General features: G+C 45.4%; 15 protein-coding genes, 8 tRNA genes and 1 rRNA gene. 23 read left to right on the top strand and 1 reads right to left on the bottom strand.

The genetic code is table 11. The features are described from left to right. Positions 1–4 precede the first annotated feature (4 nt). Positions 5–613: a rhomboid family intramembrane serine protease gene (locus FQV28_RS12190; RefSeq protein ID WP_146496775.1), complete on the bottom strand. Its 609-nt coding sequence runs from the start codon at positions 611–613 to the stop codon at positions 5–7. A gap of 68 nt (positions 614–681) precedes the next feature. Here FQV28_RS12190 and acpS point away from each other — a divergent pair, with 68 nt between their 5' ends. The 23 genes from acpS to FQV28_RS12075 form a co-directional block, all read left to right on the top strand. Beyond that, positions 682–1,035: a holo-ACP synthase gene (gene acpS / locus FQV28_RS12185; RefSeq protein WP_146496774.1), complete on the top strand. Its 354-nt coding sequence runs from the start codon at positions 682–684 to the stop codon at positions 1,033–1,035. A 15-nt stretch (positions 1,036–1,050) separates the two neighbouring features. Then, the gene (alr, locus tag FQV28_RS12180) at positions 1,051–2,154 is read left to right on the top strand and encodes an alanine racemase (protein WP_146496773.1); all 1,104 of its coding nucleotides are present in this window, start codon (positions 1,051–1,053) and stop codon (positions 2,152–2,154) included. 98 nt (positions 2,155–2,252) lie between these two features. After that, on the top strand, positions 2,253–2,537 hold the full coding sequence (locus FQV28_RS12175; protein ID WP_146496772.1) for a transcriptional regulator: 285 nt from the start codon (positions 2,253–2,255) through the stop codon (positions 2,535–2,537). Positions 2,538–2,541: 4 nt separating this feature from the next. After that, a complete protein-coding gene (locus tag FQV28_RS12170; protein ID WP_146496771.1) occupies positions 2,542–2,892 on the top strand; it encodes a type II toxin-antitoxin system PemK/MazF family toxin in 351 nt (116 codons plus the stop codon). Between the two features lie 183 nt (positions 2,893–3,075). Continuing rightward, positions 3,076–3,906 (top strand): RsbT co-antagonist protein RsbRA, encoded by an 831-nt coding sequence (locus FQV28_RS12165; protein WP_146496770.1) that lies wholly within the window; start codon positions 3,076–3,078, stop codon positions 3,904–3,906. Continuing rightward, positions 3,903–4,265, top strand: coding sequence for an STAS domain-containing protein (locus tag FQV28_RS12160; RefSeq protein WP_106534565.1), 363 nt, complete (start codon positions 3,903–3,905; stop codon positions 4,263–4,265). Before FQV28_RS12165 ends, FQV28_RS12160 begins: the two co-directional genes overlap by 4 nt. A gap of 2 nt (positions 4,266–4,267) precedes the next feature. Then, positions 4,268–4,669, top strand: coding sequence for an anti-sigma regulatory factor (locus FQV28_RS12155; protein WP_146496769.1), 402 nt, complete (start codon positions 4,268–4,270; stop codon positions 4,667–4,669). Between the two features lie 12 nt (positions 4,670–4,681). Beyond that, positions 4,682–5,683 (top strand): PP2C family protein-serine/threonine phosphatase, encoded by a 1,002-nt coding sequence (locus tag FQV28_RS12150; protein WP_146496768.1) that lies wholly within the window; start codon positions 4,682–4,684, stop codon positions 5,681–5,683. Positions 5,684–5,773: 90 nt separating this feature from the next. Beyond that, positions 5,774–6,103: an anti-sigma factor antagonist gene (locus FQV28_RS12145; RefSeq protein ID WP_146496767.1), complete on the top strand. Its 330-nt coding sequence runs from the start codon at positions 5,774–5,776 to the stop codon at positions 6,101–6,103. Between the two features lies 1 nt (position 6,104). Then, the gene (rsbW, locus tag FQV28_RS12140) at positions 6,105–6,575 is read left to right on the top strand and encodes an anti-sigma B factor RsbW (RefSeq protein ID WP_146496766.1); all 471 of its coding nucleotides are present in this window, start codon (positions 6,105–6,107) and stop codon (positions 6,573–6,575) included. Beyond that, on the top strand, positions 6,553–7,335 hold the full coding sequence (gene sigB / locus FQV28_RS12135) for an RNA polymerase sigma factor SigB (RefSeq protein ID WP_106534570.1): 783 nt from the start codon (positions 6,553–6,555) through the stop codon (positions 7,333–7,335). Before rsbW ends, sigB begins: the two co-directional genes overlap by 23 nt. Then, positions 7,335–7,934 (top strand): PP2C family serine/threonine-protein phosphatase, encoded by a 600-nt coding sequence (locus FQV28_RS12130; protein WP_146496765.1) that lies wholly within the window; start codon positions 7,335–7,337, stop codon positions 7,932–7,934. The genes sigB and FQV28_RS12130 overlap by 1 nt, the downstream gene beginning before the upstream one ends. A gap of 56 nt (positions 7,935–7,990) precedes the next feature. Continuing rightward, positions 7,991–10,165: a Tex family protein gene (locus FQV28_RS12125; protein WP_146496764.1), complete on the top strand. Its 2,175-nt coding sequence runs from the start codon at positions 7,991–7,993 to the stop codon at positions 10,163–10,165. Positions 10,166–10,191: 26 nt separating this feature from the next. Beyond that, positions 10,192–10,653 carry a SprT family protein gene (locus FQV28_RS12120; protein WP_146496763.1) on the top strand — a complete coding sequence of 154 codons (462 nt, stop codon included), beginning with the start codon at positions 10,192–10,194 and terminating at the stop codon, positions 10,651–10,653. Positions 10,654–10,847: 194 nt separating this feature from the next. Next, a tRNA-Asn gene (locus tag FQV28_RS12115) sits at positions 10,848–10,922 on the top strand. 4 nt (positions 10,923–10,926) lie between these two features. After that, positions 10,927–11,001: transfer RNA gene (locus FQV28_RS12110), tRNA-Glu, on the top strand. A 319-nt stretch (positions 11,002–11,320) separates the two neighbouring features. Next, positions 11,321–11,397: transfer RNA gene (locus FQV28_RS12105), tRNA-Met, on the top strand. A gap of 3 nt (positions 11,398–11,400) precedes the next feature. Further along, positions 11,401–11,476 (top strand) — tRNA-Asp (locus FQV28_RS12100). A gap of 4 nt (positions 11,477–11,480) precedes the next feature. Next, positions 11,481–11,555: transfer RNA gene (locus tag FQV28_RS12095), tRNA-Gln, on the top strand. 121 nt (positions 11,556–11,676) lie between these two features. After that, positions 11,677–11,762, top strand: a tRNA-Leu gene (locus FQV28_RS12090). Between the two features lie 10 nt (positions 11,763–11,772). Then, positions 11,773–11,849 (top strand) — tRNA-Arg (locus FQV28_RS12085). A gap of 18 nt (positions 11,850–11,867) precedes the next feature. Beyond that, a tRNA-Gly gene (locus FQV28_RS12080) sits at positions 11,868–11,941 on the top strand. Between the two features lie 290 nt (positions 11,942–12,231). Further along, positions 12,232–12,448: ribosomal RNA gene (locus tag FQV28_RS12075) — 16S ribosomal RNA — on the top strand; the annotation flags it as partial.

The following is a 12,448-nucleotide window of genomic DNA, read 5'->3' as shown; positions in this document are numbered from 1 at the left end:
GGCCTTATTTTTTGGTTTTCCAGCTGACGATGCGTTTTGGATGGAAATAACTGAGTCCGATGAGAAAGCCGGTGATCATTCCGGCGATATGCGCGGTCGCATTTACATTCGGTGTCAAGAATGTCATCACTATACTAATCACAATAATCGGGAGTATAATTTGTCTGAGTTGAGGCATGACGCGGCGCCCGTAGTACAAAAGTGCTCCGAAAGCTCCGAAAATGCCGAAGATCGCTCCGCTTGCCCCTACATGGGAATAGTCAAGCGGCTGCAAAAAGTAGGTAGCAACCGAACCGAAAAAACCTGACAACAAGTAAATCGTGAGAAAGCGGACTTTTCCTGTTAAGCGCTCCAATTCAGGGCCGAACAAAAATAACGAAAACATATTGAATAGCAAATGCATCAAGCCGCCGTGCAGGAATACCGGCGTGATAAACCGCCACCATTCGCCATCAGCGATAAAATAATTATAGCCAACTCCGTAATAAAACACTTGGTCCCCAATCTCAGGCACCCATGATAAAATATGTATCAACACGTTGATCGCAATCAATGCGGATACGACAGGATATAACCGTATATACTGTGAAAAGCTTTCTGTACGTAAAAACATCTTGTCACCTCTATTTCATACAAATTATTATACCTTTTTAGGCTTTAAGATTGAAAGGAGAAACAATTATGATTACCGGAATTGGCCTCGATATTACAGAATTACAAAGAGTACGAAGATTGGATAAGAAATCACCGAAGTTTCGGGAGCGAGTTTTAACGGACCGTGAACTCGCCGAATACGCTTTGTTGTCGGAAAAGCGGAAGACGGAGTTTCTCGCAGGCCGGTTCGCGGCGAAAGAAGCGTTCGCAAAAGCGAATGGAACCGGAATTGGGAAAGCCTGTTCGTTTCAAGATATCGAAATCAGAAAAGACAGCAACGGCAAACCGGGGATTTACTTTCAGCAACTTGAAACAGGCTTGGTTTCGATAACCCATACAAAAGAATATGCAGCGGCACAAGTGCTTTTGCAATCAAATTAAGTGAGTAGGGATGATATGACAGAATTTTACCGGCCGACAAAAGCGGTCATCGACTTGAATGCAATTCAACAAAACTTACAGATTTTTAAAGAAAGAAGCGGCAAAGCGGAAATCTTTGCAGTCGTAAAGGCGGACGCTTACGGGCATGGCATGGTGGAGGTCGCCCAAAAAGCGGTTGAGAGCGGCGTCAACTGGCTCGCGGTTGCAACACCGGATGAAGCTCTTTTGTTGATGGAGCATAAAATCGAAGCAAACATTTTGGTGATGGGCCACTCGCCCGCAGCATTTATTCCGGTAGCCCAGCGAGCCGGAATTGCAGTTGCTGCCATTTCGCTCGACTGGATTTTGCAGGCAGGAGCCGTCATTGATCCGGACCTTCCGCGCTTGAAAATCCATTTGAAAGTGGATACCGGCATGCGCCGCGTCGGTGTTCAGGCAGAAGAAGTACGCGAAGCGGTCCAGTTGATCCGTCGCCACTTTTTTTCTTTTGAAGGCCTCTTCACCCATTTTGCCACGGCGGATGAGGATCGAAATGATTTGTTTCAACGGCAAGTCAAAACCATGGCGGCCGTGGTTGAAGAAATAAACGATTCATCGGTAATGATCCACGTTTCAAACAGCGCCGCAGCTATTATGCATCCGGAGTTGGCATTTGATGCTGTACGGATCGGCATCTCGTTATATGGGATCGCTCCATCTTCTTATGTAGAAAATAACATGCCAATCACCTTGGCGCCAGCCTTAGGGCTGGAAACGGAAATCGTCCATATTAAACGAGTGGCAGCGGGAGAGGCGATCAGCTACGGCGCAACTTACCGCTGTGAACAAGATGAGTGGATCGCGACGCTTCCAATCGGCTATGCAGATGGCATGCTTCGCGGGCTGCAAGGCCAGGAAGTTTTGGTGCGCGGCAAAAGAGTGCCGATCGTCGGCCGGATCTGCATGGACCAATGCATGATTCGGCTGCCGGAGAAAATGCCGGTCGGCGAGCAAGTTCAATTGATCGGCTCTCAAGCCGGAGCGCAAATTCGAATAGAAGAATGGGCTGAAAAGCTGGATACAATCGCCTATGAGATTCCGGTAAACCTGACAAAAAGAGTGCCTCGAATCTATTGCTGAATTTTAGAAATTCTAGATTTGCCTTTCCACAGCGGACATTCAATGTTAGTATAATAACAAGTAGAGAGAAGATGATCGGTATTTCGGAGGTGTAGGCTGTGTACGAGAGAGTCAAAACAAAAGAGGTGGTTGTTAAATTGCCTAAAAAAATGATTTCAGAACTGACTACTTTTTCAGATGAACGAGTTCAAGAACGTGGAGACTATATTTACGTTTCCACTCATCGGGTAACGAAGAACATGTACGATTCTTATCATATTCGAGAAGCGATGATCAAGGGTTATGTGGAAATGTCGCAAATCAACCTATCGATTGCTTGTGAGTGTTCTCACGCTGAATACGAAGCGGAGCACACGACGGTGCGACTCGTAAGCGGAGGGTGACAACTTGATTGTAAAACGTGGTGACGTTTTTTTTGCAGAACTATCGCCAGTCATCGGGTCCGAGCAAGGCGGGACCCGTCCAGTGCTGGTGATTCAAAATGATATAGGAAATCGGTTTAGTCCGACAGTAATCATAGCTGCCATTACTGCGCAAATCCAAAAAGCAAAATTGCCGACTCATGTGGAGATCGATGCCAAGAAATATGGGTTTGAACGTGACTCAGTCATTTTACTTGAACAATTGCGGACGATAGATAAATCGCGGCTTACTGACAAAATTACCCAGCTTGACGATGCGTTAATGGAAAAAGTGGACGAAGCACTGGAAATTAGTGTCGGCCTCGTGAAGTTCTAGCATACATACTCCTTAAAAAACACCCAAGATTTGTTTCTTTGGGTGTTTTCTGTTATTCCTTTATATAGAGTAATGCGGCAACCGATAAAATAGATGTGAAAAAAACAGTTTTCCGATACAATAAAGAGAGCGTATATAACATGTGTTTTATACATAGTGTTACAGGGAGGGTTTTTTGAAAAAATGAATAAGCAAATAGCTAGTTACATCGAGAATAACTCAACTGAGATTATTTCGAAATGGCAAGAACTTATGAAGAACGAGGAAAGTGAACGGTCTTTTCAAGTAATGCCGGCGGATTTAATGGATCAGACGAGCAGAGAATTTTCTGATTTGTTGGTTACGAATTTGTTGGATAACCACGAAGCTTATGAAAACCGGTTGGCGGATTTTGCTGAGAAGGTCGTGCGCCTTGGTTGGTCCATCACTTTTGTCACGAAAGCAATCACGCATTATGTCGAAGTGGTTTATCACGGGATGGAAAATGCCGGAATTATTAATGAAGAAAACGTCCGTGCTTTCGTTGAAGAGTTTAGCAATTGGGTGACACCGATACGCGACAGCACCATTGATACATATTCAAAAACATGGGAGCGGACAGTGAGCCTGCAAAAAATTGCTTTGCAGGAACTCTCCGCGTCGCTTATTCCTGTTTTTGATAAAATATCAGTCATGCCGCTTGTCGGCACTATTGATACGGAACGCGCCAAGCTGATTATGGAAAATCTATTGGAAGGCGTGGTAAAACACCGCGCTGAAGTAGTGCTATTGGATATTACCGGGGTGCCTGTAGTTGATACAATGGTAGCCCATCATATTATTCAAGCAGCAGACGCGGTGCGTCTTGTCGGCGCCAAATGCATGCTAGTCGGAATTCGGCCGGAAATCGCCCAAACGATTGTCACTCTTGGCATCAATTTGAACGAATTTACAACAACAAGCACTTTGCAGCGAGGTGTAGAACAAGCCTTGGCTTGGACAAATCGAGAAATTGTGGAGGTTGAAGAACAATGAATTTTCGAATTCCGATCTTAAAATTAAGAGATACATTGATTGTTTCCATTCAGTGGGAATTAGATGATCAAACGGCAATTCAGTTTCAGGAGGATTTGCTAAATAAATTGCACGAAACAAGTGCTCGCGGTGTAGTGATCGACTTGACTTCTGTTGATTTTATCGATTCTTTCATTGCCAAGGTCTTGGGAGACGTCATTAGCATGTCAAGCCTTATGGGAGCGCGAGTGGTTATCACCGGTATCCAGCCAGCAGTAGCTATCACTTTGATCGAGTTAGGAATTCGACTTGAAGATGTTATGACAGCACTGGATTTAGAAAATGGTTTGGATAAACTTCAATTGGAATTGGAGGCTTAAAAATGAGCAACCAGTCCTCAGTAGAAATTTTAACGGAATGGGATATTGTGGCTGCAAGACAGCTCGGACGCAACGTCGCTAAAGAGCTCGGCTTCGGCACAGTAGATCAGGCTCGTATCACTACGGCCATCAGCGAGCTTGCCCGCAATATATATTTATATGCTGGCCAAGGAAGAATCGAAATTCAGCGTTTAACAGAAAACGGAGTCAAAGGCATTTTAATCATTGCAGCTGACAATGGGCCCGGCATTCCTGATATTCGGAAAGTGATGGAAGACGGATTTTCGACTTCAGGAGGCTTAGGAGCTGGATTGCCTGGCGTCAAGCGCCTGATGGATGAGTTCAGAATTGAAACGATCCTAGGAGAAGGGACAGATATAAGAGCTACAAAGTGGCTCCGATAGGAGGTGCGCCCGATGGTTCAGAAAATCGAAAGCCAATATAAAGAGATATTAAACCAGTACATGCAAAGACAATCTGAGCAAAACTTGTATGTTGGCCAAAATTTCAGCAGACAACTTATTTCTGAGAATACTTCCCCTGAAGAAGTGATTTCAATGCACAAGGCCGCTATGCAGGAATTGTATAGCGACATGCCTGAGGAAGTTTGGCATTCTTTCGATTTTTTAATTGAAATGATGATCAATTACGGATTGGCTCTTCAAGAGCGCCAAAGCCTTCTGAAGCGCCAAGAGGAATTGAAAGTGGAAATGGATTTAGCAGCCCACGTCCAGGAAACCTTGCTGAAGACGAAATTGCCGGCGCTTGAAGGGCTGGATATTGGTTTGCTGTCCGTTCCTGCACGCAAAATGAATGGAGATTACATATATTTTATAAGTGATCAAGCTGGCCATGCAGGGGTAGCGGTCGCTGATGTGATCGGGAAAGGGCTGCCGGCTGCTTTATGCATGTCGATGGTCAAATTTGGCATGGACAGTTTAAATGACTCGACAGCACTTCCGAAGCAAGTGCTTGAAACAATCAACCGCATCGTTGAAAAAAGTATAGACGATTCGATGTTCGTCTCCATGTTTTATGGAAGATATAAGGCGAGTGATGCGACTTTGACTTATGGCTCTGCAGGACATGAACCCGCCATCTTGTACCGGGCTAAAACCCGCGAGTTTTTTGAACTTCCTGCAAAAGGGCTGCTGCTCGGCGTTTCGCCGCTTGCCACTTATGAAGAACATACAATTTCTCTTGAAAAGAACGACTTGGTCGTCATGATGACGGATGGCGTAACCGAATGCCGGACCGATGAAGGATTCATCGAACGCGATGTAATTTTTGATTTGATTGAAAGCAAAAAAGATGAACCTGCCCAAGTGATTGTGCAGCATGTTTATGATGAGCTGGACCGCATGCAGAATGCGGAACTTAGAGACGACTTTACATTGGTGATTTATAAAAAAATCTAGCAGCAGGTTTAGTGCTTTAAAGTAAGGGTAAACAAACTTACGATGGCTTTATAAGTTCGAGCGAATTACAGAAAAACGGGGTGTCAATAAATGAATATTCAAGTGGATTTAGAAGAGGCGAACAATGTCTTGACCGGATTTATCCGCGGAGAAATCGATGCGTTCACTGCACCGGTTCTTAGAGACAAATTAGAGAATTACCAACATCATGAAGGATTAAATGCAGAGTTGGATCTTTCCGACGTTAATTATATGGATAGTACAGGTTTAGGTGTTTTTGTAGCTTTTTATAAAACAGTCAATGCAAAAGGCGGTCATGTAAAGCTTAAAGGTCTCTCTGCTCGTTTGAAACGGCTATTCGACATAACCGGTTTGGGCGACATTATGGACATCGAAGCCGCTGGAAAAGGTGGTAATTGATATGCGTCCTTTCGATTATGTTGAAATGAGGGTTCCTGCCAAGTCGCAATATGTAGGTGTCGCAAGGCTGACCATTTCTGGTTTGGCAAGCCGCATCGGTTTTACGTATGACGATATTGAAGATTTGAAAATCGCTTCCAGTGAAGCGGTGACAAATGCAGTTCAGCATGCATACGTAGAAGGAGAAGAAGGCGAAGTTGTTATTGGCTGTGCATTGTATGGCGATAAAATCGAGATCATGGTAGCGGACCACGGCCAAAGTTTTGACTTTGAAGACACAAAAGCAAAAGTTGGCCCTTACCACGACCAGGAAGAAGGAGCTTTTCTTCGCGAAGGAGGTCTCGGCCTTTATTTGATTGAAACGTTAATGGATGAAGTCAAAGTGCACCATCAAGAAGGCGTAACGGTCTTTATGACAAAGTACGTTGGAGGAGAGCGGGTGGAAGAGGATGTCGAAACGGTCTCATCCTAATCAACCTACAAAAGAACAAGTTCTTGAGTGGATTGAAGCTTACCAAAAAAACGAAGATGAAGAAGCCCAAACTAATCTAGTGAACAACTACAAACGTTTGGTCGAATCTATCGCGCGCAAGTACTCGAATGGCAAATCTTACCACGAGGATATTGCGCAAGTAGGCATGTTGGGCCTGTTAGGGGCGATTCGCCGCTACGACCCATCGTTTGGAAGAAGTTTTGAAGCTTTTGCCGTCCCTACTATCATAGGCGAAATCAAACGATTTTTACGGGATAAGACGTGGGCTATTCACGTGCCGCGCCGCATAAAAGAACTTGGTCCGCGCATTAAAGCGACAGTTGAAGTGTTGACGCGCGAACTGCAGCGGTCTCCGCAAGTTTGGGAAATCGCCGAGTATTTGGATGTTGATGAAGATGATGTGCTAGAAGCGATGGAGATGGGGAAAAGTTATCAAGCCCTTTCGATGGACCATTCTTTGGAAGCCGATTCGGATGGCAGCACCGTAACACTATTCGATGTTGTTGGCCAAGAAGACGATGGCTATGAAAAAGCGGATCAGCGCATGCTTGTGGCAAATGCTATGAATGTGCTTTCGGAACGGGAAAAACAAATTATTCAGTATACGTATATTGAACAGCTCAGCCAAAAGGAAACAGGCGATAAGCTCGGGATTTCCCAAATGCACGTTTCACGGCTTCAGCGAAAAGCAATCAAAAAATTGCAAGAAGCCATTTTGGCGGCCGGTGGAGTTTCGTAGTGGAAGCCATACATCATAGTTTCATCGAAGCTTTCATCTTCAATGAAGCAAAAAAAGGAAATTACGAGTCTGGCGACAGCTATCACACGGTGCTGACAGACGAGTATTTCATTTGCTCCATTGCTGACGGTCTTGGAAGTGGGCCAGTGGCGCGTGAATCTTCACAAGTCATCCCGCAAATACTAAGAGAATACCATCACGAAACAATCGATCAATTGATGCTGCGTTTCAATGAGTTGATGGTCCAAAAACGGGGAGCGGCAGTAGCGATTTTCAAAGTGCATTTCAAGAACAAAACTTTGGAGTACAGCTGTGTAGGCAATATCCGTTTTTACCTTTACCGAAAAGGAACAGGAGAGATGATTTATCCTTTGCCGGTTATGGGGTATTTGTCTGGACGCCCACAAACATTGCGGACGCAATTGTATACGTATGTGGAAAATGATTTATTTTTGATTCATTCCGATGGAGTGGATTTGAGAAACCCGAAAGCAATGATGCGCCAGGCTGGAATTCCTGAACGCCTCTATTACGATATACTCGGCACCATTCAAACGGGTGACGATGCAACATTCATTACAGGAAGCCTTCTCAAGTGAGAAGGCTTCTTTTTTATGTGATAAAATGAAGAAGGAAAAAAAGGAGAGTGTAGTTGATGGAAATGCAGCAAATCCAATCGTTGATTGCTAAAGAAACAGGTGTCCGCCCCAACCAAGTGGCACAAGTTATTGCTTTGATCGAAGATGGCAATACGGTCCCTTTTATCGCGCGCTACCGAAAAGAAGCCACAGGTTCGCTCGATGAAGTGCAGATCAAAGCGATCGATGACCGTTATACATATATCCAGAACTTGGAGCAGCGAAAAATAGAAGTCATTCGTTCGATCACTGAACAGGAAAAGATGACGCAGGAATTGGAGAAAGAAATACAAAACGCGTCTGTCCTTCAGCGATTGGAAGACTTGTACCGTCCATACAAGCAAAAGCGCCGGACAAAGGCAACAATTGCAAAAGAAAAAGGATTGGAGCCGCTGGCGGATTGGCTGATGGCTTTTACAAAAGAAGATCCATTGGCAAAAGCCGCTGAATTCGTGAACAAAGAAGCGGGAGTGGAAAGCCCGGAGGATGCGATCCAAGGCGCCCAGGATATTTTGGCTGAGACATTCGCTGATGATCCAGACATCCGTGAGAAAATCCGCTATATGACACGGAAAGATGGAAAAGTCATGACTGCAGCCAAGAAAAATCACGAAGATGAAAAACAAGTTTTTGAAATGTATTATGAATACGAAGAAGCCATACAAAAAATCGTGCCTCACCGAATCTTGGCCATTAACCGCGGAGAGAAAGAGGAAGTCTTGAAGGTATCGATCCAGCCGCCGGCCGATCGAATCATAACATTGATGAAAAACAAATGGATCAAATCTTCAGTGCCTTCAAGTGATATTGTGGCTGAAGCAATTGAAGACAGCTACAAACGCTTGATCCAAACGTCGGTTGAGCGGGAAATCCGGACAGAGCTTAGTGAAAAAGGAGAAGCCCAAGCTATCCATATCTTCTCCGAGAACTTGCGCAACCTTTTGCTGCAGCCGCCGATGAAAAACAAAATGGTTCTGGGTGTCGACCCGGCATACCGGACCGGCTGCAAGCTCGCCGTGATTGACGAGACCGGAAAGCTGCTTGAAGTTGCGGTCATTTATCCCCACGCGCCTAAAAACGATCAAGCGGGCGCAAAGAAAATCATGAAAGGTTTGACCGGCAAATATCCGATCGAGATTATGGCGATTGGCAATGGGACAGCATCGAGGGAAACGGAACAATTCGTTGCCGATTTCTTGTCCGAAACGTCGGCCGATATTTCTTATGTTATTGTCAACGAAGCGGGAGCCAGTGTTTACTCGGCCTCTGAAATCGCGCGAGCGGAATTCCCGAATCTTCAAGTGGAAGAACGCAGCGCGGCGTCCATCGCCCGCCGTCTTCAGGATCCTTTGTCGGAGCTGGTGAAAATCGATCCCAAAGCTGTCGGTGTCGGCCAATACCAGCACGATGTTTCCCAGAAAAAGCTTGCGGAACAATTGACGTTTGTTGTAGAGACGGCAGTAAACCAAGTGGGAGTTAACGTCAACTCAGCCTCTTCCTCTTTGCTGCAATATGTAGCCGGCCTGAGCAAGACGGTGGCAGAGAACGTCATTAAAGTGCGTGATGAAAATGGAAGATTCACTTCACGAGCCCAGTTGAAGAAAATTCCGCGGTTAGGTGCCAAAACATATGAACAGGCAATCGGCTTTTTGCGGATTCCGGAAGGGAAAAATCCGCTGGACGCAACTGGCATCCATCCGGAAAGCTATGCCGTTGCCGAAAAGCTGTTGGATTTAGTAGGAGCAGACAAAAAAGCTGTCGGGAAACCTGAGCTTGCTGCAAAATTGGAAGCTTTAAATGCTGCTGATTTGAGCAAAGAGCTGGAAGTTGGAGAAATAACATTGCAAGATATCTTGGAGGCGTTGAAAAAACCGTTCCGCGATCCGCGTGATGAATTTCCGCAGCCTTTATTGAAGAATGACATTTTAAAAATGGAAGACTTGCTCCCGGGGATGGAAGTGCAAGGGACCGTGCGCAACGTTGTCGACTTCGGTGCATTTGTCGACATCGGCGTGAAGCAAGATGGCTTGGTCCATATCTCAAAATTGAAAAAAGGTTTCGTCAAGCATCCGCTAGAAGTCGTGGCGGTAGGTGATATCGTCACCGCATGGGTTGAGAAAGTCGAAAAAGACAAAGGGCGCATTGCTTTAACAATGCTTCAGCCAAAAGAACAAACACAGGGGCAGCAGTAAAGCCTGCTTTTAATAGGGGAGTTAGTATGACGAACGAAGAATTGACAGAGCTGATCAAAGACATATCACTGAATGTTTTTCATAAACCATTTGCGCATGCAGGAATATTTAACGCCAGATTAAGAACGACGGGCGGCAGATACTTGTTAAGGTCTCACAACATTGAGATCAATCCGAGTTCGTATGAGAAATTCGGCTATAAAGAACTTGAAGGGATTATAAAACACGAACTATGCCATTACCATTTGCATTTAGAGGGTAGAGGATACAAACATCGGGACAGCGATTTTAGGAACCTGCTAAGAGAAACTGGATCACCACGATTTTGTTCTACAATTGAAGAGCGAGCAAAAAGGAAAACGGCGAAACGATATGTGTATGCATGCTTATCGTGCAACACGAATTATGTTCGAAAGATCCGGATGAACACAGAACGCTACCGATGCGGCAAATGCGCTGGCAAACTTTCAGCGGCACAAAACGGATAATGGAGAAAGAAGAGGCTGGCGCGTTTGCGCCAGCCTCTTCTTTCTTTTTAAATTAGTTGGCGCACAATAATAAATTAGGGATAAACACTTATTAAAAGTAATTTTAAAAAGGTGTTGACGATTCTTTGGAAGGTCTTTATAATAGAAAAAGTCGACAAGTACTTAAGCGAACTTAAACGACTTGAAAATAATATTCCGAAGTAGCTCAGTGGTAGAGCACCGCACTGTTAATGCGATGGTCGTAGGTTCGAATCCTACCTTCGGAGCCATTTAGGCCCCTTGGTCAAGCGGTTAAGACACCGCCCTTTCACGGCGGTAACACGGGTTCGAATCCCGTAGGGGTCACCATTATATTTGAAACTGTTTCAGAGGAGAATTATTCTTCGATAACATGTTCTTGTATAAAAAGAATATCAATTATAATATTGTCGCGGGGTGGAGCAACGAACAGCGAAAGCTGTGAGTTACATCGATGCAGGCGCAGCCGAAGCAGATGTCCATTACGAAACAAAAGTAAGAGAAACAACTTTCCATTACTAATATTGTCGCGGGGTGGAGCAACGAGCCGTACGAAGACGGCGAAGTAACACCGAAGCAGCCGGAAGGCGATGCAGGTGTCCACTACGAAACAAGCGTAAAAGAAAGAAACTAATACCAATAATATTGTCGCGGGGTGGAGCAGTTCGGTAGCTCGTTGGGCTCATAACCCAAAGGTCGCAGGTTCAAATCCTGCCCCCGCAACCAAATGGTCCCGTGGTGTAGCGGTTAACATGCCTGCCTGTCACGCAGGAGATCGCCGGTTCGATCCCGGTCGGGACCGCCATTTTTGGGGTATAGCCAAGCGGTAAGGCAACGGGTTTTGATCCCGTCATGCCCTGGTTCGAATCCAGGTACCCCAGCCATCTTTTTTTGCAGTCGACACACCAAATTCATCAACCTGAATGATCTTGAAAGGTTTGAAGTTTTTGTTGACATTGAGTTAGGTATAGCGTACAATAGAATTTGTCCCTAAAATAATTCATTGCGGTCGTGGCGGAATGGCAGACGCGCTAGGTTGAGGGCCTAGTGGGAGAAATCCCGTGGAAGTTCGACTCTTCTCGGCCGCACCATACCTCGTACGCGCCCGTAGCTCAATTGGATAGAGTACTTGACTACGAATCAAGCGGTTAGAGGTTCGAGTCCTCTCGGGCGCGCCATATTTTTTAATCTTATATGCGGGTGTAGTTTAGTGGTAAAACCTCAGCCTTCCAAGCTGATGATGAGGGTTCGATTCCCTTCACCCGCTCCAATTTTACCAAACTGAAATAATTCGAATGTAAAACAAGCTTTTGTTGACATTGAATTACGAATAAGTTATGATAATAAAGTTGCTGTGAAAAACAGCAAAAACATGAACCTTGAAAACTGAACAGCAAAACGTCAACAACAGTTTATTGGCGCGTTCCGAACGCGGCAATAAAATTTCTGCGATGGTTGCCTTTGGGCAATCGGAGCACAACTTACTGATCAGGTTTACCAGATCAAGCGATTCGCGCGTCCTCCGGGACGGCGAGCGCCAGCATGAGCAATCAAGCTTCTATAATGGAGAGTTTGATCCTGGCTCAGGACGAACGCTGGCGGCGTGCCTAATACATGCAAGTCGAGCGGAACCGGAAGAGCTTGCTCTTTTGGTTTAGCGGCGGACGGGTGAGTAACACGTGGGCAACCTGCCCTGCAGATCGGGATAACTCCGGGAAACCGGTGCTAATACCGAATGGTTTCTGGTCCCGCCTGGGACCGGACGGAAAGACGGTTT

Origin of the sequence: Planomicrobium sp. CPCC 101079 (assembly GCF_007859275.1) — a bacterium.
In the GTDB taxonomy this organism is placed as follows: Bacteria; Bacillota; Bacilli; order Bacillales_A; family Planococcaceae; genus Planococcus.
Note: the sequence above shows the minus strand (reverse complement) of the source record. Positions and strands in the feature narration are given on the sequence as shown.

What these genes read in the sequence shown, in the direction of transcription:
- FQV28_RS12190 (WP_146496775.1), bottom strand. Translation starts at nt 613, where the DNA reads ATGTTTTTACGTACAGAAAGCTTTTCACAGTATATACGGTTATATCCT.
- acpS (WP_146496774.1), top strand. Translation starts at nt 682, where the DNA reads ATGATTACCGGAATTGGCCTCGATATTACAGAATTACAAAGAGTACGA.
- alr (WP_146496773.1), top strand. Translation starts at nt 1,051, where the DNA reads ATGACAGAATTTTACCGGCCGACAAAAGCGGTCATCGACTTGAATGCA.
- FQV28_RS12165 (WP_146496770.1), top strand. Translation starts at nt 3,076, where the DNA reads ATGAATAAGCAAATAGCTAGTTACATCGAGAATAACTCAACTGAGATT.
- FQV28_RS12160 (WP_106534565.1), top strand. Translation starts at nt 3,903, where the DNA reads ATGAATTTTCGAATTCCGATCTTAAAATTAAGAGATACATTGATTGTT.
- FQV28_RS12155 (WP_146496769.1), top strand. Translation starts at nt 4,268, where the DNA reads ATGAGCAACCAGTCCTCAGTAGAAATTTTAACGGAATGGGATATTGTG.
- FQV28_RS12150 (WP_146496768.1), top strand. Translation starts at nt 4,682, where the DNA reads ATGGTTCAGAAAATCGAAAGCCAATATAAAGAGATATTAAACCAGTAC.
- FQV28_RS12145 (WP_146496767.1), top strand. Translation starts at nt 5,774, where the DNA reads ATGAATATTCAAGTGGATTTAGAAGAGGCGAACAATGTCTTGACCGGA.
- rsbW (WP_146496766.1), top strand. Translation starts at nt 6,105, where the DNA reads ATGCGTCCTTTCGATTATGTTGAAATGAGGGTTCCTGCCAAGTCGCAA.
- sigB (WP_106534570.1), top strand. Translation starts at nt 6,553, where the DNA reads ATGTCGAAACGGTCTCATCCTAATCAACCTACAAAAGAACAAGTTCTT.
- FQV28_RS12125 (WP_146496764.1), top strand. Translation starts at nt 7,991, where the DNA reads ATGGAAATGCAGCAAATCCAATCGTTGATTGCTAAAGAAACAGGTGTC.
- FQV28_RS12120 (WP_146496763.1), top strand. Translation starts at nt 10,192, where the DNA reads ATGACGAACGAAGAATTGACAGAGCTGATCAAAGACATATCACTGAAT.